This window comes from Aeromonas sp. ASNIH7 (genome assembly GCF_002903485.1).
Taxonomy (GTDB): Bacteria; Pseudomonadota; Gammaproteobacteria; order Enterobacterales; family Aeromonadaceae; genus Aeromonas; species Aeromonas caviae.
Genome location: NZ_CP026226.1, coordinates 4,801,228 through 4,817,060, shown reverse-complemented (window position 1 = coordinate 4,817,060; position 15,833 = coordinate 4,801,228). Strand labels below are relative to the sequence as shown.

The window sequence follows — 15,833 nt, the reverse complement described above, 5'->3', positions numbered from 1 at the left end:
AATGAGTCAAGCTGCAGTGAACGAGCGTCCGGCCCCTCCCAACGGCTGGTTGAACCGCTTTCTGAACGGGGTGGAGAAGGCGGGCAACAAGCTGCCGGATCCCGCCATGCTCTTCCTCTATGCCTTGCTGATCGTCTGGGTCGGCTCTTGGATAGGCTCCCAGTTCTCCTTCGATCTGGTCAATCCCCGCACCGGAGAGGCCGTGGTCATCAACAACCTGTTGACCGGGGCAGGGCTGGCGGACTTTCTCGCCAGCATGGTCACCACGTTCACCGGGTTTGCTCCCCTTGGCATCGTGCTGGTGGCCATGCTGGGGGTCGGGGTGGCTGAACAGTCCGGTTTCATCAACACCGGGCTCAAGAAGCTGCTCAAGGTGACGCCGGCGCGCTTTCTGACCCCCATGCTGATCCTGGTGGCCATCGTCAGCCATACCGCCGCCGATGCGGGCTATGTGCTGGTGATCCCCATTGGCGGCATCATCTTCCATGCGGCGGGTCGCCACCCGCTGGCGGGGATTGCCGCAGCCTTTGCCGGGGTTTCCGGCGGGTTTGCCGCCAACTTCCTGCCCTCCGGCGGGGATGCGCTGCTTCAGGGTTTCACCCAGTCTGCAGCCCAGTTGTTCGACCCTGACTACATGGTCAACACCCTGTGCAATATCATCTTCACCGGCGCTTCTTCCTTGCTGATCATCTGCGTGGGCTGGTTTGTCACCGAGAAGATTGTCGAGCCGCGCCTCAAGCAGGTGCCTCTCAACGAGGATCTGGAGAGCGCCGACGAGATGGGCCGTTACAGCGCCCAGGAAAGCCGGGCCTTCAACTGGGCCGGGTTCGCCATGCTGGCGGCCGTGGTGCTGCTGGGGCTGGCGCTGGCCCCCGGCGACTCGCCGATGCGGGCACCGGACGGTTCCCTCACCACCTTCGCCGCGCCGGTGATGAAGTCCATCGTGCCCCTCATTTTCCTGCTCTTCATCCTGCCCGGGATCGTCTATGGCTTTGTCGCCGGCAGCTTCAAGAGCGGCAAGGATGTGATCGACGCCATGTCGGCCACCATGAACAAGATGGGCTCCTACATGGTGATGGCCTTCTTCTGCGCCCTCTTCATCAAGGCGTTCGGGGATTCCAACCTCGGTACCCTGCTGGCGCTCTCCGGTGCCGAGGTGCTTCACGCCCTGGCGCTGCCGGGAGAGGTGACCATCGTCGGCATCATACTGCTGACGGCCACCGTCAACCTGGTGGTGGGCTCGGCCTCCGCCAAGTGGGCCCTCATCAGCCCCATCCTGGTGCCCATGCTGATGGCGGTGGGGATCTCGCCCGAGCTGACTCAGGCCGCGTATCGGGTGGGGGATTCCGCCTCCAACATCATCACCCCGCTGATGGTCTTCTTCCCCCTGGTGGTGGTTTATTGCCAGCAGTATGTGAAGAGCACAGGCATCGGCACCCTGGTCTCCATGATGCTGCCTTACTCCCTGGCCTTCCTGGTGAGCTGGACGGGCTTCCTGCTGCTCTACTGGGCGCTGGGGTTCCCGCTTGGGTTGCAGGCCCCCTATGTCTATCCTGCCCCTTGAGGGTGACGGGGGGCCTTGGGCCCCCCGCTTTTTTTGGGTAGAGTGTGACCTTCATCCCGGAGGTACCATGAACCCGACCATCGATCTCATTCTTTCCCATCGCTCCATTCGCCAGTTCACCCCAGAGCCCGTCAGCGCAGAGCAGCTGGATCAGATCCTGAGCGCCGCCCAGAGCGCCGCGAGCTCCAGCTTCCTCCAGGCCAACAGCATCATCCGGGTCACCGACAAGGGGCTGCGGGCCACCCTGGCGGAGCTGGCCGGTCATCAGGCCTATGTGGTTGAGGCGGCGGAGTTTCTGGTGTTTTGCGCCGACTACCATCGTCACAGCCAGATAGTGCCGGAGGCCCGCACCGGCTTTGTGGAGCAGCTCATGATCGGGGCCATCGACGGCGCCCTGATGGCGCAAAATGCCTTGCTGGCGGCCCAGTCACTTGGGTTGGGCGGGGTCTATATCGGCGGCATTCGCAACAATCCGGCCGAGGTGAGCGAGGTGCTGGGTCTGCCCCATCAGGTGATCCCGCTGTTTGGCCTCTGCCTGGGTCATCCCGCCCAGCGGCCGGAGCAAAAACCGCGGCTGCCCCGGGCGCTGGTGGTGCACGAGAACCGCTATCCTGCCACCCTGGACCGCGCCCTGCTGGCCCGGTACGACGGGCAGATCCACGACTACTACCAGGCCCGCAGCAGCAACAACAAGGATCAGACCTGGAGCGGGCAGATCAGGGGGATCCTGGGCAAGGAGGCGAGGCCCTTCATGCTGGGATTCCTGCAGTCGAAGGGTTTTTGCCTCAAGTAATGGGGGCGGCGGGCGATATGGAGCAAGACGCACCGGATGCGGTCACCGCCTGGGAGCGTTCTTGTGAGGCAATACGGGATCTGGGCGCTACCCTATGAGGCTAAGCTGTTGTAGGATCTCGCAATTGGATTGGGACTGGAGTGTGAACACCCTATGATTTTAACCCTGATATTGCTGTCAATCGGCGCACTCCTGTTTCTGGTCATCGCCTATAACGTGGTGCAGCAATACAAGCAGAAGGCCGAATCGGACAAGCGCCAGGCCATTGCCCGTCACAAGGCGGTGGCAGACGAGACTGAAGAGGTGTTGCTGAACGTCAATCTGGTGCCCTTTTCCAAAAACATGGTGCTGCTGTTGCAACACCGGATCCTGGATGCCTACCGCGCCATCGCGCTGGTGATGCCCAATGCGCAGGTCAAGCAGCGCATCGCCGACGTCCAGCTCCAGATCAAGAACGTGCAGGAGAACTACAGCAGCCAGGACGAGGGGCATTTCAAGACGCCGGAGTCCGACCGCCAGGCCATCCAGATGCTGCAACTGGCCAAGAAGATGCGGGCCGTGCTGCGGGTCGAGCACAACAAGGGCAAGATAGATCCCCAGGGCTTTGCCCAGGAGGATCGCCGCCTCGAGCTGATGCAGCTCAAGATCAACATCGCCAACTTGCTCAAGCGGGCCATGGATGCCCAGATCCAGGGGCAGTACGGCACCTGCCGCCAGCTCTACACCAAGGGACTGGGGGCGCTGGCCAATGTCACCGACAAGGATCCCTACCTGCTGGCGCGGGAAGAGGACATGCGTCAGGGGATGCGCCAGCTGGAAGAACACCTGCAGCAGCACAGCGAGAAGGAGCTGCAAAACATCAAGGACAAAGAGACGGACGAACTGGACGTCCTGTTCCAACCCAAGAAGAAATGGTGATCATGTCACATCCACTGGATTCCACACTGGGGCCCATGGCCCCATTTGTTTGCCAACTGCTCACGGAAATGCATGCCGTCATGGGAGTCAAGGACTCCCCCGTGGTGGATCACCTCTGCTACCGCGCCGCCACCCTGCCGGAATATCTGGAGTTGAAAGCGGTGCTGGCCGCCCACGGAGTCTTGCTGGTGGAGGGGATGATAGGCGGTCGTCCCATCGCCACCTATCGCTTGCACCAGCCTGTCTGCTGGGAGCAGGTGACCGTCCCCTGCATCGAACTGGCCGCCCCCAAGGCGGGTCGAAGCCATCAGGCCGGGCTCGAACATATCGAGCTGGTGGTGCCCTCGCTCACGACCTTGGTGACGACGCATCCGGATGTCCCCTTCAAGACCGGCAACATCGATGACGGACGCAATCCGGATATAGGATTGATGCTGCCCTCCGGGCAGATCAAGTTTCATCTGCGCCCGCTTGAGGAGGTGATCGACGAAGAGCTCTGCACCGGCGCCGTGGTGCCGGTACCGGCGGACTATTATGACGGTCTGTGAGGGAAGGACCCGTTGACGGGAGCCTGATCCTGTGGCGTCAACGCACAAGCGGGCGCCACACGTCCTTTCAAGTGACCGAGCCAGAGGCTCAACCCGGCGGTGATCATCAACACCAGCTCGATGCCGAGCACCAGACCCCATAGCCCCCCTTGCTCCCAGAAGGGATGCAGATAAAGCCCGCCCAGGCTGGCCCCCAGGTAATACCCCACCAGATAGAGCGACGAGGCGAGCGCCCGGTTGTGCTCCACGTGCTGGCCGACCCAGGCGCTGGCACAGGCGTGGGCCAGGAAGAAGCCGAAGCTCGAGACAAGCAATCCCCCGATGATGGCGACAAGGCTCCCCTGCAACAGGGCCAGACTGCCGAGTGCCATCAAGGTTATTCCCGCCAGCAGCAGACGATGTGCTCCCCAGCGATGGGCCCCGCGGCCGCTCAGTGAAGAGGCGACGGTGCCGGTGAGGTAGGTCAGAAACAGCATGCCGAGCCACTGGGTCGGCAGGGAGAAGGGGGCCTTGGCCAGCAGGAAGGTGAGATAGCTGTACTGGTTCAGGAAGACCATGAAGTTGAGGCCGCCGATGAGATAGGCCCCCACCAGCAAGGGGTTGCCAAGGTGGCTCTGGATGGCGCGGCGCAGTTGCCCAGGCGCTGCCTCCACGGCCACGAAGCAGCGCTGGGCGGGCAGCAGCCAGATGACCAGTGGCAGCAGGGCGAGGCTGATGATCCCGATACCGAGGAAAGTGTGCTGCCAGTCACCAAACCAGCCAGCCAGCAGACCGCCGACCACCCGGCCCGCGATGCCTCCCAGGGAGTTGGCCGCGATATAGACGCCGACGGCTACGATGAGGGCACGTTTGCTGAACTCTTCCCCCATGTAGGCAATGGCGGTGGCGGGCAGCCCTGCCAGCAGGACGCCTTGCAGGATGCGCAGGCTCACCAGCACATCAAAGTGGGTGACCCAGGGGATGCACAGGGAGAGCAGGATGGCGGCCGCCAGGGTCCACAGCATGATCCGCCGCCGTCCGAACCGATCAGCCAGACGGGCACAGACGAGCAGGGAGCCTGCCAGCCCTGCGGTACAGCCTGCCAGCGTCCAGCTGGCGGACAAGGCGCTGACCGAGAAAACCTCTGCCAGGAGCGGCAGCAGGGGATGGGTCTGGTAGAGATTGAGGAATACCAGGAAGGAGCCCAGGCTGAGAGCCAGGGTGGCGCGTATCCATTCGCGACTACCTATTTCAATCATATGGAGTTGTCCCGACGACTTTTGTGCAGGGTAGTGCGACGAAACGTATAAATATAATATATTTAAGTTATCACCCTGATAAATGAAATTGATATGGACCTGAAACAGCTCGGATACCTGCTGGCGGTGCGCGATGCCGGCTCCTTCACCAGGGCGGCCCAGGGGCTGAACGTGGCCCAGCCTGCCGTCAGCATGGCCATCGCCAAGCTGGAGCAGCAGCTCGATCTGCGGCTGTTTGACCGGCAGGACCGCAGCGTGCGCCTCACCCCGGAGGGAGAGGTCCTCTGCCGCCACGCCGAACGGCTGCTGCGCCAAATGCACCAGGCCGAGGCCGAGATGGCCGAGCTCAAGGGGCTGGAACGGGGGGAGGTGCGCATCGGCATCCCCTACATGATGGGATCCTATTACTTCCCGCCAATCCTGATGGCGTTCAAGCATCGCTACCCCGGCTTGAAGATCCGGGTGGAGGAGGCGGGCACCCGGGAGCTGCTCAGCCGCATGGTGGATGGCAGTCTGGATCTCGCCATCCTCATCACCAGCGATCTGCCACCGGCCCTCGAGGGGGCGCAACTGCTGCGGGAAGAGATGCTGATGGTGGTGGGGGAGGAGCACCCGCTGCGCGGCGCTGAGTCGGTCTCGCTGCCACAGTTCTTCGGCCAGGAGCTCGCCATGTTCCGGCGAGGCTTCTACCACAGGGAACACATGGAGGTGTTGGCGCAGGGGTTGGGGGTAGAGCCTGACATCGCGTTCGAAAGCAATCTCATCCCGCTGCTCAAGGCGGTGGTGCGTCAGGGATTCGCCGTGACCACCTTCCTGCGCATGGCGCTGGAAGAGGAGCCGGCCCTCACCGGCATCCCTTTTTCACCCCCTATCTTCCTGGATCTCTGCGTAGCCTGGCGACGGGGGGATCCGCTCTCCATGGCGAACCGGGCATTGCGGGATTTTTTGCTGGCACAAGGGGATGTTTCTCACCATTGCGCTACAGATACTCAATGATTGAGTGGTATCACCAATAAAAACGCCTCCAATCTGGAGGCGTATGCTGACAAGGTGGATGCAACCTTATTTCTTGAACAGGTGATCCAGCTTGTTTGCCTTGGTGGAGAGATAAAACTCGTTGTGGGGATTGCGACCTTCCTGAAGGGGCACGCGCTCCGCCACCGGGATGCCAAAGGATTCCATCGCCTTCAACTTGCGCGGGTTGTTGGTCATCAGGCGCAGGGACTTGACCTCGAGCGCCTTGAGCATGTCGGCGCAGATGGTGTAGTCACGCATGTCGGCGGCAAAGCCAAGCGCCACGTTGGCCTCCACGGTATCGGCCCCCTGATCCTGCAGATGATAGGCCCGGATCTTGTTGAGCAAGCCGATGCCTCGCCCTTCTTGACGGACATACAGCAGGACGCCGCGGCCCGCCTTGGCGATGTTTTCCAGAGCGGCCTGCAATTGGAAGCCGCAGTCACAACGCAGACTGAACAGGGCATCCCCGGTCAGACACTCGGAATGAATGCGTCCCAGCACGGGTTCGCCGTCTGCGATATCGCCCATCACCAGCGCGGCATGATCCTTGCCTGTGCCGGTTTCCTGAAAACCAACCAGCGTGAAAGTGCCCCAGGGGGTCGGCAACTTGGATTTGGCCACGAGGGTAACGCTGCTCATATGGTTGCTCCTGACTACAGCTGCTTAAAAAAGGGCGGCCAGTTTAGCGCGCATTGTCCGGAACAACCATAAGAACAAAACCTTGCGTGAGAAGTGGGTTAACCCGATTGGTCAGAATAGGTGCAATCACGACGACTTTTGCGCAATTGTGTGCCCTGACAACTGCCAGAGACGGCGCATTCGGGTATAATCGGCGCCCATTAACCCATCCCGACAGGGATGTGTGCAACCAGTCAAGATGCCGAGTGCGCAGGAGAAACGTTATGGCTCAGATGGCCCCCGTGATGACTATTGATGGCCCAAGTGGAGCAGGAAAAGGCACCTTGTGCCAGTTGCTGGCTGAAAAACTGGGCTGGCACCTGCTCGATTCCGGTGCCATCTACCGGGTGCTCTCCCTGGCAGCCCTGCATCACGATGTGGAGCTCGATTCCGAAGCCGCATTGGTTCCCCTGGCCGCCAATCTGGATGTGCAATTCCAGGTAGAAGGGGCGCTGGTCAAGGTGATCCTCGAAGGGGAGGATGTTTCCCGTACCATTCGTACTGAAGAAGTGGGCAACGCGGCCAGCAAAATCGCGGCGTTTCCCCGGGTACGTGAAGCCCTGCTGCGCCGTCAGCGTGCATTCCGCCAAGCCCCCGGTCTCATCGCCGACGGTCGCGACATGGGTACAGTGGTTTTCCCCGAGGCGGATGTGAAGATTTTCCTCGACGCCAGCGCCGAGGAGCGGGCCCAGCGCCGCTATAAGCAGTTGCAAGATAAGGGCTTTGATGTTAACTTTGAGCGTCTTTTAACCGAGATTCGGGAACGTGACGATCGCGACAGAAATCGCGCCGTCGCTCCCCTGAAACCCGCGGAAGATGCTCTTGTTGTAGACTCAACGTCCATGACCATAGATGAAGTGCTGGCAACGGTGCTTGCCTATGCAGAGCAACAACTTGGTGATGTCAGCGCAAACTGATGTCAGTCGTCTGCACCAAGGATGGCGCAGATAATTTAAAACAACCCCGCTTGTGCCGGATTGCAAGTGGATGTTTCATTTGTGACATAAACAATGATCGAATCTTTTGCTCAACTCTTTGAAGAGTCCCTGAATGCCGTTGAAACCCGTCAAGGTTCCATCGTCAAGGGCACTGTCGTTGCTATCGAGAACGGTTTCGTACTGGTTGATGCCGGTCTGAAATCCGAGTCTGCTATCCCGGCTGAAGAATTCAAGAACGCCATGGGCGAGCTGGAAATCAACGTAGGTGACTCCGTTGACGTGGCTCTGGACTCTATCGAAGATGGTTTCGGCGAAACCAAGCTGTCCCGCGAAAAAGCCAAGCGCCACGAAGCCTGGCTGCAGCTTGAAAAAGCTTACGAAGAGCAAGCTACCGTTATCGGTATCATCAACGGCAAGGTCAAGGGTGGTTTCACCGTTGAGCTGAACGGCATCCGTGCCTTCCTGCCGGGTTCTCTGGTTGACGTGCGTCCGATCCGTGACACCGCTCACCTGGAAAACAAAGAACTCGAGTTCAAAGTCATCAAGCTGGACCAGAAGCGCAACAACGTTGTTGTTTCCCGTCGTGCCGTGATCGAGACCGAGAACACCTCCGAGCGTGAAAGCCTGCTGGCCAACCTGCAAGAAGGTCAAGAAGTTAAGGGTATCGTCAAGAACCTGACCGACTACGGTGCATTCGTAGATCTGGGCGGTGTTGACGGCCTGCTGCACATCACCGACATGGCGTGGAAGCGCGTTAAGCATCCTTCCGAAATCGTCAACGTTGGCGACGAGATCGCTGTCAAGGTTCTGAAGTTCGACCGCGAGCGTACCCGTGTATCCCTGGGCCTGAAGCAGCTGGGCGAAGATCCCTGGGTTGCTATCGCCAAGCGTTACCCGGAGACCACCCGTCTGTCTGGCCGCGTGACCAACCTGACCGACTACGGCTGCTTCGTTGAAATCGAAGAAGGCGTGGAAGGCTTGGTACACGTATCCGAGATGGATTGGACCAACAAGAACATCCACCCGTCCAAGGTTGTCAACGTTGGCGACGTGGTTGACGTGATGGTTCTGGACATCGACGAAGAGCGTCGTCGTATCTCCCTGGGTCTGAAGCAGTGCAAATCCAACCCGTGGCAGCTGTTTGCCGAAACTCACGCCAAGGGCGACCGTGTTTCCGGCAAGATCAAGTCCATCACTGACTTCGGTATCTTCATCGGTCTGGATGGCGGCATCGACGGCCTGGTTCACCTGTCTGACATCTCCTGGAACAACCAGGGCGAAGAAGCCGTGCGTGAATTCAAGAAGGGCGACGAGATCGAAGCCGTTGTTCTGCAAGTGGACCCGGAGCGTGAGCGCATCTCCCTGGGCGTCAAGCAGATCGAAGAAGACCCGTTCAATAAGTACCTGTCTGACAACAAGAAAGGTGCTATTGTGAAGGGCAAGGTTACCGAGGTTGATGCCAAGGGTGCCGTGATCGAACTGGCTGACGGCGTAGAAGGCTACCTGCGTGCCTCCGACGCTGCTCGTGACCGCGTAGAAGACGCCACTCTGGTGCTGTCTGTTGGTGACGAAGTTGAAGCCAAATTCATGGGCGTTGATCGCAAGAACCGTACCGTAAGCCTGTCTGTCCGTGCCAAGGACGAGGCTGACGAGCGTGTTGCCATCGACAGCCTGAACCAACAAGAAGAAGTTGTGTTCAGCAATGCCATGATGGAAGCGTTCAAAGCCGCCAAGGGTGAGTAATCCTTGATGCAAGAAAAGGGCGGCATTGCGCCGCCCTTTTTTATCTTGGCAAAATGATTATTGCATGTGATCGGGGAAGGAGATTTAACCTTATGACCAAATCAGATCTCATCGAACAACTGGCAGCCAGCCGCATGCATATGCCGGCCAAGGATGTCGAAGCCGCTATCAAGGAGATCCTTGAGCAGATGGCATCGACCTTGCAAAACGGCGACCGGATTGAAATCCGAGGATTTGGCAGTTTCTCGCTGCACTATCGTGCGCCCCGCGTGGGTCGCAACCCCAAGACCGGGGACAAGGTTGAACTGACCGGGAAATATGTCCCGCACTTCAAACCTGGCAAAGAGTTGCGCGAACGCGTCAACATCATCGAATAATGCAGAAAACGGCATACCTGAGTATGCCTTTTTCATTTTTATGTTCTGGAGTCTGCCCGTTGTCGGGTTTCTCACACTCTTTTCCCATTCGCGCTAGAGTCTGCCTGTGATTTTAAGGATAATCAGTCACTCATTCGCTACAGACAGGGAGCTCCCATGAAGCGTATCTTGGCCCTCATTCCACTGGTGCTGGTGTTTGTCCTGACCCTTGCCATCGGTTCTCAAAATGGTCAGCTGGTGCAGTTCAACTACTTGATCGCCCAGGGGGAGTTCTCGCTCTCCATGTTGCTGGGGTTCTTCTTCGCCGGCGGTTTTCTGCTGGGCTGGCTGGTATTTGGTCTGCTGTTCCTGCGTCTCAAACTGCAAAATCGCACCCTGAACCGAACCATGCGTCGTCAATCTCGCGAGTTGGAGCTTGCCCGGTCGACAACCAAGGAATAATGTCCCTCGATGCTTGAACTGCTTTTCCTGCTGTTGCCCATCGCCGCCGGTTATGGCTGGTACATGGGCCGCAGGAGTGTTCGCCAGGACACCCAGCAACAGAGTAACCAGTTTTCCCGCCAGTACGTGGCGGGCCTCAACTATTTGCTCTCTGACGAGTCGGACAAGGCGGTGGATCTCTTTATCCAGCTGCTGGAAGTCGACAGCGAAACCATCGAAACCCACCTCTCCCTCGGCAACCTGTTCCGTCAACGGGGCGAGGTCGATCGCGCCATCAAGATCCACCAGAACCTGGTCGCCCGTCAGCTGACCCGTGAGCAGCGTCAGCTTGCCTTGCAGGAGCTGGCCCGTGACTTTCTGGCTGCCGGATTGCTCGATCGGGCCGAAGCACTCTGGAAAGAGCTGTGTGATGACAGCGATTTCGAAGAGACGGCTCTGGCACAGCTCCTGATCATTCATCAGCAGTTGCGTGACTGGGACAATGCCATCGCCGTGGCGGTGCGTCTGCAGAAATTCCAGGGCAAGAAACTGGCCGAGCCCATTTCCCACTTCTATTGCGAACAGGCGGAGAGTGCCTTGCGCGATGGCGACAAGCCTGCGGGCATCGCCAAGCTCAAGCGTGCGCTCGGTGCCCACCCGGCCTGTGCCCGCGCCAGCCTGCGGCTGGCCGATCTGGCGATGGAGGAGGGCAGGTTCGAGGATGCGGCCAAGGAGCTCCTGCGGGTGTTCGAGCAGGACATCGACTTTGCCTCCGAAGCCATGCCAAAACTGCTCGAATGCTATCGCCAGCTTGGTCGCAGCCAGGAGCTGATCCCGCTGCTTGAAAAAGCGGTAGAGGATCATGCGGGGGTCAGCGTGACCCTGGCGCTGGCCAATCTGGTGGAGGCCCGCGATGGGTTGAGTCAGGCCCGTGCGCTGGTGCTGCGCCAACTGCGTCGCCACCCCTCCATGAAGGGGTTTTATCAGCTGGTCGGTTTCCAGTTGGCCAGTGCCGAGGAGGGGCCTGCCAAGGAGAGCCTGGAGCTGCTGCAACAGTTGGTCGGTGAGCAGATCAAGATCAAGTCGACCCACAAGTGCCGTCAGTGCGGCTTTGCCACCCATTCGCTGTTCTGGCAATGCCCTTCCTGCCGGCAGTGGGGCACCATCAAGCCGATCCGAGGGCTGGATGGGGAGTAAACGCCAGCGAGGCCAACACGCCCGGGCGAGCACGGATACCCAAGAATTTCAGATGCCAGCGTGCAACCGGGCCCCGGCTCTGCTGCGCCTGGCTGTGGCATAACAATCCATAGGAAGTGACATGCAAGACCCCAAAGTACTGGTCGCGCTGGATTATCAGCACGAAGCCGACGCCTTTGCCTTCATTGAGCAGATCTCACCGGCCCAGTGCCGCCTCAAAGTAGGCAAGGAGATGTTTACCCTGTTTGGTCCCCAGTTCGTTCGTCAACTGGTGGCCAAGGGGTTCGACGTCTTCCTGGATCTGAAATTTCACGACATTCCCAACACCGTCGCCAAGGCGGTGGCGGCCAGTGCGGAGCTGGGCGTCTGGATGGTGAATGTCCATGCCAGCGGTGGCGAACGCATGATGCGTGCCGCCAGAGAGGCGTTGCTGCCATACGGGGACAAGGCGCCCCTGCTCATCGGGGTAACCGTGCTGACCAGCATGGAGCAGTCCGACATGGCGCCCCTGGGTCTGGATGTGACGCCGGCAGAACAGGTGATCCGCCTGGCCACCCTTGCCAAGGCGGCCGGGCTGGATGGTGTGGTCTGCTCCGCGGAAGAGGCGAGTGTGCTGAAGGGGCTGCTGGGAGCCGAATTCAAGCTGGTGACGCCGGGCATTCGTCCGAGCGGATCGGCTGCCGGTGATCAGCGCCGCGTCATGACGCCGCTGGCAGCGGTGGAGGCGGGGGCGGATTATCTGGTGATCGGCCGTCCTATCACCCAGTCCTCGGATCCCGCCGCCGTGCTTGGGGCGATCAATGCCGAGCTTTGCCGGTAACGGCGTAATGGGCGAATGAGCGCAGGCCGGATCCCAGATCCGGCCTGCTGCATTTTGGCCGTGGGCTGGCCCTGCCTATAGGGAGTTCAGGAGTGGACGGCCTGGGTGTCCAGACGAATGGGGAAGAGGCCGAGCAGCAGGCCGGCGAGTGCGCCGATGAAGTGTGACTCGATGTGCACCCTGGCACCGATCAAGGCGGAGACAGGGCTCTCGCCGGCACTGTAAAAGTCCACACCGAGCTTGATGGCGACGCCCGCCAGCATCAGCCAGCCGGAGTGACGGCGAAAGCGGATGTCCTGCATGGCACCCCATACGAACAAGCCGTGCAGCAGGCCGGAGAGTCCCATGTACCACTGGGTTTGCGGGCAGCCCCACCAGATGCCGAGTCCGACCGCCGTTCCCAGCAGCAGCAACAGCACGGGCAGGCGCCATCCCGTCAGGTACTCCTGAAACAGGCTGTAGAGCACGGCCAGACCGCTCAGGTTGAGCAGCAGGTGCCATCCATTGGTGTGTGCCAGATTGCCTGTTATGATGCGCCACCCTTCGCCCTGGGCGATCAGGTCGCGATCGAAGGCGAGCTGATGATTTGGCACGGTGAAAAAGAGCAAGGCAGTGACGAGCGAAAGCGCGATGACCCAGAGCAGACCCGATTTTCCTGACAACATGAAGCAGCCCAACGACAAAGAGAGCCGATACTGTACACGCTGTACCCGGGCCCTCAAAGCGTGCCTGTGCGATTATATTCAGCGGGTGCCGAACCTGGCTGCGCTCCATATTCTGCAACACCCTGCCGAAGTAGGTCACCCCAAGGGGACGGCTGCGTTGCTGGCGGCGTCCCTGACCGATGTACGCATTCATGTGGGAGAGGATTTTTCCGACGACGAAGGGCTCAATGCCCTGCTTGCCGACCCCGCTGTCCAGTGCTACGTGCTGTGGCCCGATGAGGAGGCCCTGACCCTGATAGAGGCAAGGGAGCATCTCCTGAGAAGTGGGCGCACCGTGCGAGCCCACTTCATCCTCCTCGATGGCACCTGGCGCAAAGCCTATCGCATGTTGCACAGCTCGCCTGCACTGCTCGGGTTGCCGCGGATCTCCCTCGGCGCCATTGCTGGACAATATTCCATTCGCAAAAAGCCCTTTGAGGAGGCATTGTCCACCCTGGAAGCGGGCTACCATCTGTTGTCCCGGTGGGAAGGAGAGCCTGAGCGCTTCGCCCCGCTGATGACCCTGTTTACCCATTTGAACCGGCAGTGGCATGACTTTGCACAAGGCCGCCGCCGTTGAGTTGCCCAGAGGAGTGAAAAACATGAAAAAAGCCGTCGTGGTCTTCAGTGGTGGGCAGGACAGCACCACCTGTCTGGTGCAGGCACAGGCCCGCTATGACGAAGTGCATGCCATCACCTTCGATTACGGCCAGCGCCATCGGGCGGAGATTGACACCGCCCGCCATCTGGCGACGGCGCTCGGGATCGCCGCCCACAAGGTAATGGATGTGACCATGCTCGGGGAGCTGGCCATCTCTGCGCTGACCCGGGACGACATACCGGTGAGCTTCGAGCTTCAGGAGAACGGCCTGCCCAACACCTTCGTACCGGGACGCAACATCCTGTTCCTGACCCTGGCGGCCATCTATGCCTATCAGGTGGGTGCCGAAGCGGTGATCACTGGGGTGTGCGAGACCGACTTTTCCGGTTATCCCGATTGCCGCGACGACTTCGTAAAGGCGCTCAATCAGGCGGTCTCCCTGGGGCTGGATCGCCCCATCCGCTTCGAAACCCCCCTGATGTGGCTCGACAAGGCCGAAACCTGGGCGCTGGCGGATCATTACGGTCACCTCGATACCGTGCGTCACCAGACGCTCACTTGCTACAACGGAATCCAGGGAGATGGTTGCGGGGCCTGTCCGGCCTGCGAGCTGCGTCGCCGTGGCCTGGATCACTATCTGGCTGACAAGACCGGCATCCGTGCCAGACTTTACGAGAAGAGTGGACTGGGCGAGAAAAGCGGATCCTGAGCCTGTGCCTAGCCCGGGTTTGGGGTATAATCCGCCCCTTTTGCAGCAAGTCGTGACCAAGATGCACTACCCAATCAACGAGATCTTCCAGACCATCCAGGGGGAGGGGGTATTTACCGGCCTGCCCGCCATCTTCGTTCGCCTTCAGGGCTGCCCGGTGGGCTGCCCCTGGTGCGATACCCGCCACACCTGGGTGGTGGACCCCGAGCGTGAGGTGGCCCCTGGCGAGGTGCTCGATCGTTCCAATGAGTCCGACGGCTGGAGCAAGATGAGCACGGAAGATATCCTGGCCAGCTTTACCCGGCTCGGTTACCGGGCCCGTCACGTGGTGTTGACCGGTGGTGAGCCCTGCCTCTACGACTTGCGCGAGCTCTCTTCGGCCCTGGTGGCATCGGGTTATCAGGTGCAGATCGAAACCAGCGGGACCAGCGAGGTGCTGACCCATGAGCAGACCTGGGTGACTGTTTCCCCCAAGATCGGCATGAAGGGTGGGTTGCCGGTGCTGGTCTCTGCACTGGAGCGGGCCAACGAGATCAAGCACCCGGTGGCCACCGAGCACCATATCGAGGAGCTGGATGCCCTGCTGGCCACCGCCCGGCTGCGCCCCGATGTGATGATTGCGCTGCAACCCATCAGCCAGAAAGCCAGGGCCACGGAGCTGGCCATGGCGACCTGCATCGCCCGTAACTGGCGACTCTCCATCCAGACCCATAAATACCTGAATATCGATTGATATGGATGGACTCAGCGATGAGCGCATCTTGCTGATGCTGGCCAGCAAGATGCCTTACGGGAAATACAAGGGGCGGCGCATCATCGATATTCCCGAACCCTATCTGGTATGGATGGCGCGAAGCGGTTTTCCGGCCGGTATCCTGGGCCAGTCTCTGGCACTGGCCTACGAGGTAAAGCTCAATGGACTCGAGTCCATGATTATTCCCATTATTAACAGGATGTCAGAATGAGAATATATACAAGGCAAGGGGACAAGGGGCTCACGCGACTGGCCGATGGCACTTCCTTGGCCAAAGACGATAAACGTGTCGAGACCTATGGCGCCATCGACGAGCTGAATTCCCAAATAGGCTTGTTGATGGCTGAAATACCCGTCGGGGAGAGCACACTCCTGGCCGATCTCATATTGTTGCAGCAGGAGCTGTTTGATCTGGGCGGGGAGCTGGCATTTTCCAGTGAATCGCAAACGGATGCGCTGTGGCAGGTGAATGAGGCTTGGACGAACAGGCTCGAGCAACAGATCGATGCCTACAGTGCCGGGTTGCCGGTGCTGCGCAATTTTATTTTGCCGAGCGGTTCGCGGGCGGCGGCCCAGGCACATGTGGTGCGTACCCTGACCCGTCGCTGTGAGCGCCTGCTGCTTGGGTTGAGCCACGTAGAGCGGGTGAATCCGGCCGTTTTGCCCTACCTCAACCGGCTGAGCGACTGGTTTTTCACCATCGCCAGATACCTGCTGGTATCGTCGGGTACCCCGGAGATCCTCTGGGTCAAGGCGGCTGACAGAGGCTGACCACCGCTCGAAGCAGCAATAAAAAACCTCGCCTTGCGAGGTT

The 15,833-nt window shown here is 60.0% G+C and carries 19 protein-coding genes; 16 read left to right on the top strand and 3 right to left on the bottom strand.

Features of this window, described 5'->3' with window-relative positions:
* The first annotated feature begins 1 nt into the window (after position 1).
* The 4 genes from C2U47_RS22505 (at position 2) to C2U47_RS22490 (ending at position 3,823) form a co-directional block, all read left to right on the top strand.
* Positions 2-1,564 carry an AbgT family transporter gene (locus tag C2U47_RS22505; protein ID WP_010675009.1) on the top strand — a complete coding sequence of 521 codons (1,563 nt, stop codon included), beginning with the start codon at positions 2-4 and terminating at the stop codon, positions 1,562-1,564.
* A 67-nt stretch (positions 1,565-1,631) separates the two neighbouring features.
* Positions 1,632-2,357 carry an oxygen-insensitive NADPH nitroreductase gene (gene nfsA, locus C2U47_RS22500; RefSeq protein ID WP_010675008.1) on the top strand — a complete coding sequence of 242 codons (726 nt, stop codon included), beginning with the start codon at positions 1,632-1,634 and terminating at the stop codon, positions 2,355-2,357.
* A gap of 153 nt (positions 2,358-2,510) precedes the next feature.
* On the top strand, positions 2,511-3,275 hold the full coding sequence (locus C2U47_RS22495; protein ID WP_010675007.1) for a hypothetical protein: 765 nt from the start codon (positions 2,511-2,513) through the stop codon (positions 3,273-3,275).
* Complete coding sequence (locus C2U47_RS22490; RefSeq protein ID WP_010675006.1) at positions 3,269-3,823, top strand: VOC family protein; 555 nt, start codon at positions 3,269-3,271, stop codon at positions 3,821-3,823. The genes C2U47_RS22495 and C2U47_RS22490 overlap by 7 nt, the downstream gene beginning before the upstream one ends.
* Here C2U47_RS22490 and C2U47_RS22485 read toward each other — a convergent pair.
* A complete protein-coding gene (locus C2U47_RS22485; RefSeq protein ID WP_010675005.1) occupies positions 3,808-5,061 on the bottom strand; it encodes an MFS transporter in 1,254 nt (417 codons plus the stop codon). The genes C2U47_RS22490 and C2U47_RS22485 overlap by 16 nt on opposite strands.
* Before the next feature lie 93 nt (positions 5,062-5,154).
* Between C2U47_RS22485 and C2U47_RS22480 the strand changes: the two genes are divergently transcribed.
* On the top strand, positions 5,155-6,057 hold the full coding sequence (locus C2U47_RS22480) for a LysR family transcriptional regulator (RefSeq protein ID WP_010675004.1): 903 nt from the start codon (positions 5,155-5,157) through the stop codon (positions 6,055-6,057).
* 66 nt (positions 6,058-6,123) lie between these two features.
* Here C2U47_RS22480 and ribA read toward each other — a convergent pair whose 3' ends face one another.
* On the bottom strand, positions 6,124-6,717 hold the full coding sequence (gene ribA, locus C2U47_RS22475; protein WP_010675003.1) for a GTP cyclohydrolase II: 594 nt from the start codon (positions 6,715-6,717) through the stop codon (positions 6,124-6,126).
* Between the two features lie 263 nt (positions 6,718-6,980).
* Between ribA and cmk the strand changes: the two genes are divergently transcribed.
* The 6 genes from cmk to pyrF all read left to right on the top strand — a co-directional run bounded on the left by cmk (position 6,981) and on the right by pyrF (position 12,251).
* Positions 6,981-7,673 (top strand): (d)CMP kinase, encoded by a 693-nt coding sequence (gene cmk, locus C2U47_RS22470; RefSeq protein ID WP_010675002.1) that lies wholly within the window; start codon positions 6,981-6,983, stop codon positions 7,671-7,673.
* 93 nt (positions 7,674-7,766) lie between these two features.
* Positions 7,767-9,437, top strand: coding sequence for a 30S ribosomal protein S1 (gene rpsA, locus C2U47_RS22465; RefSeq protein WP_010675001.1), 1,671 nt, complete (start codon positions 7,767-7,769; stop codon positions 9,435-9,437).
* A 92-nt stretch (positions 9,438-9,529) separates the two neighbouring features.
* Positions 9,530-9,814, top strand: a complete 285-nt coding sequence (ihfB, locus tag C2U47_RS22460; RefSeq protein WP_005299934.1) for an integration host factor subunit beta — start codon at positions 9,530-9,532, stop codon at positions 9,812-9,814.
* A gap of 156 nt (positions 9,815-9,970) precedes the next feature.
* Positions 9,971-10,255, top strand: coding sequence for a LapA family protein (locus C2U47_RS22455; RefSeq protein ID WP_010675000.1), 285 nt, complete (start codon positions 9,971-9,973; stop codon positions 10,253-10,255).
* 9 nt (positions 10,256-10,264) lie between these two features.
* Positions 10,265-11,431 carry a lipopolysaccharide assembly protein LapB gene (gene lapB, locus C2U47_RS22450; RefSeq protein WP_010674999.1) on the top strand — a complete coding sequence of 389 codons (1,167 nt, stop codon included), beginning with the start codon at positions 10,265-10,267 and terminating at the stop codon, positions 11,429-11,431.
* 121 nt (positions 11,432-11,552) lie between these two features.
* Entirely contained in the window at positions 11,553-12,251 is a 699-nt protein-coding gene (gene pyrF, locus C2U47_RS22445) for an orotidine-5'-phosphate decarboxylase (protein WP_010674998.1), read from the top strand.
* A gap of 86 nt (positions 12,252-12,337) precedes the next feature.
* Here pyrF and rrtA read toward each other — a convergent pair whose 3' ends face one another.
* Positions 12,338-12,916 (bottom strand): rhombosortase, encoded by a 579-nt coding sequence (gene rrtA, locus C2U47_RS22440; RefSeq protein WP_223937785.1) that lies wholly within the window; start codon positions 12,914-12,916, stop codon positions 12,338-12,340.
* Between rrtA and C2U47_RS22435 the strand changes: the two genes are divergently transcribed.
* From C2U47_RS22435 to C2U47_RS22415, 5 genes are all read left to right on the top strand, one after another.
* Positions 12,882-13,535 carry a tRNA-uridine aminocarboxypropyltransferase gene (locus C2U47_RS22435; protein WP_174217460.1) on the top strand — a complete coding sequence of 218 codons (654 nt, stop codon included), beginning with the start codon at positions 12,882-12,884 and terminating at the stop codon, positions 13,533-13,535. The two genes, rrtA and C2U47_RS22435, sit on opposite strands and share 35 nt — an antisense overlap.
* A gap of 22 nt (positions 13,536-13,557) precedes the next feature.
* Positions 13,558-14,265, top strand: a complete 708-nt coding sequence (queC, locus tag C2U47_RS22430; RefSeq protein ID WP_010674995.1) for a 7-cyano-7-deazaguanine synthase QueC — start codon at positions 13,558-13,560, stop codon at positions 14,263-14,265.
* A gap of 61 nt (positions 14,266-14,326) precedes the next feature.
* Positions 14,327-14,998: a 7-carboxy-7-deazaguanine synthase QueE gene (queE, locus tag C2U47_RS22425; protein WP_010674994.1), complete on the top strand. Its 672-nt coding sequence runs from the start codon at positions 14,327-14,329 to the stop codon at positions 14,996-14,998.
* Position 14,999: 1 nt separating this feature from the next.
* Entirely contained in the window at positions 15,000-15,230 is a 231-nt protein-coding gene (locus C2U47_RS22420; protein WP_010674993.1) for a DUF3820 family protein, read from the top strand.
* Positions 15,227-15,790: a cob(I)yrinic acid a,c-diamide adenosyltransferase gene (locus C2U47_RS22415; RefSeq protein ID WP_103261928.1), complete on the top strand. Its 564-nt coding sequence runs from the start codon at positions 15,227-15,229 to the stop codon at positions 15,788-15,790. Before C2U47_RS22420 ends, C2U47_RS22415 begins: the two co-directional genes overlap by 4 nt.
* The last annotated feature ends 43 nt before the right edge of the window (positions 15,791-15,833 follow it).

Bases quoted from the DNA above. Each gene is read 5' to 3' on its own strand.
- C2U47_RS22505 (WP_010675009.1), top strand. From the start codon at position 2: ATGAGTCAAGCTGCAGTGAACGAGCGTCCGGCCCCTCCCAACGGCTGG.
- nfsA (WP_010675008.1), top strand. From the start codon at position 1,632: ATGAACCCGACCATCGATCTCATTCTTTCCCATCGCTCCATTCGCCAG.
- C2U47_RS22495 (WP_010675007.1), top strand. From the start codon at position 2,511: ATGATTTTAACCCTGATATTGCTGTCAATCGGCGCACTCCTGTTTCTG.
- C2U47_RS22490 (WP_010675006.1), top strand. From the start codon at position 3,269: ATGGTGATCATGTCACATCCACTGGATTCCACACTGGGGCCCATGGCC.
- C2U47_RS22485 (WP_010675005.1), bottom strand. From the start codon at position 5,061: ATGATTGAAATAGGTAGTCGCGAATGGATACGCGCCACCCTGGCTCTC.
- C2U47_RS22480 (WP_010675004.1), top strand. From the start codon at position 5,155: ATGGACCTGAAACAGCTCGGATACCTGCTGGCGGTGCGCGATGCCGGC.
- ribA (WP_010675003.1), bottom strand. From the start codon at position 6,717: ATGAGCAGCGTTACCCTCGTGGCCAAATCCAAGTTGCCGACCCCCTGG.
- cmk (WP_010675002.1), top strand. From the start codon at position 6,981: ATGGCTCAGATGGCCCCCGTGATGACTATTGATGGCCCAAGTGGAGCA.
- rpsA (WP_010675001.1), top strand. From the start codon at position 7,767: ATGATCGAATCTTTTGCTCAACTCTTTGAAGAGTCCCTGAATGCCGTT.
- ihfB (WP_005299934.1), top strand. From the start codon at position 9,530: ATGACCAAATCAGATCTCATCGAACAACTGGCAGCCAGCCGCATGCAT.
- C2U47_RS22455 (WP_010675000.1), top strand. From the start codon at position 9,971: ATGAAGCGTATCTTGGCCCTCATTCCACTGGTGCTGGTGTTTGTCCTG.
- lapB (WP_010674999.1), top strand. From the start codon at position 10,265: ATGCTTGAACTGCTTTTCCTGCTGTTGCCCATCGCCGCCGGTTATGGC.
- pyrF (WP_010674998.1), top strand. From the start codon at position 11,553: ATGCAAGACCCCAAAGTACTGGTCGCGCTGGATTATCAGCACGAAGCC.
- C2U47_RS22435 (WP_174217460.1), top strand. From the start codon at position 12,882: ATGACCCAGAGCAGACCCGATTTTCCTGACAACATGAAGCAGCCCAAC.
- rrtA (WP_223937785.1), bottom strand. From the start codon at position 12,916: ATGTTGTCAGGAAAATCGGGTCTGCTCTGGGTCATCGCGCTTTCGCTC.
- queC (WP_010674995.1), top strand. From the start codon at position 13,558: ATGAAAAAAGCCGTCGTGGTCTTCAGTGGTGGGCAGGACAGCACCACC.
- queE (WP_010674994.1), top strand. From the start codon at position 14,327: ATGCACTACCCAATCAACGAGATCTTCCAGACCATCCAGGGGGAGGGG.
- C2U47_RS22420 (WP_010674993.1), top strand. From the start codon at position 15,000: ATGGATGGACTCAGCGATGAGCGCATCTTGCTGATGCTGGCCAGCAAG.
- C2U47_RS22415 (WP_103261928.1), top strand. From the start codon at position 15,227: ATGAGAATATATACAAGGCAAGGGGACAAGGGGCTCACGCGACTGGCC.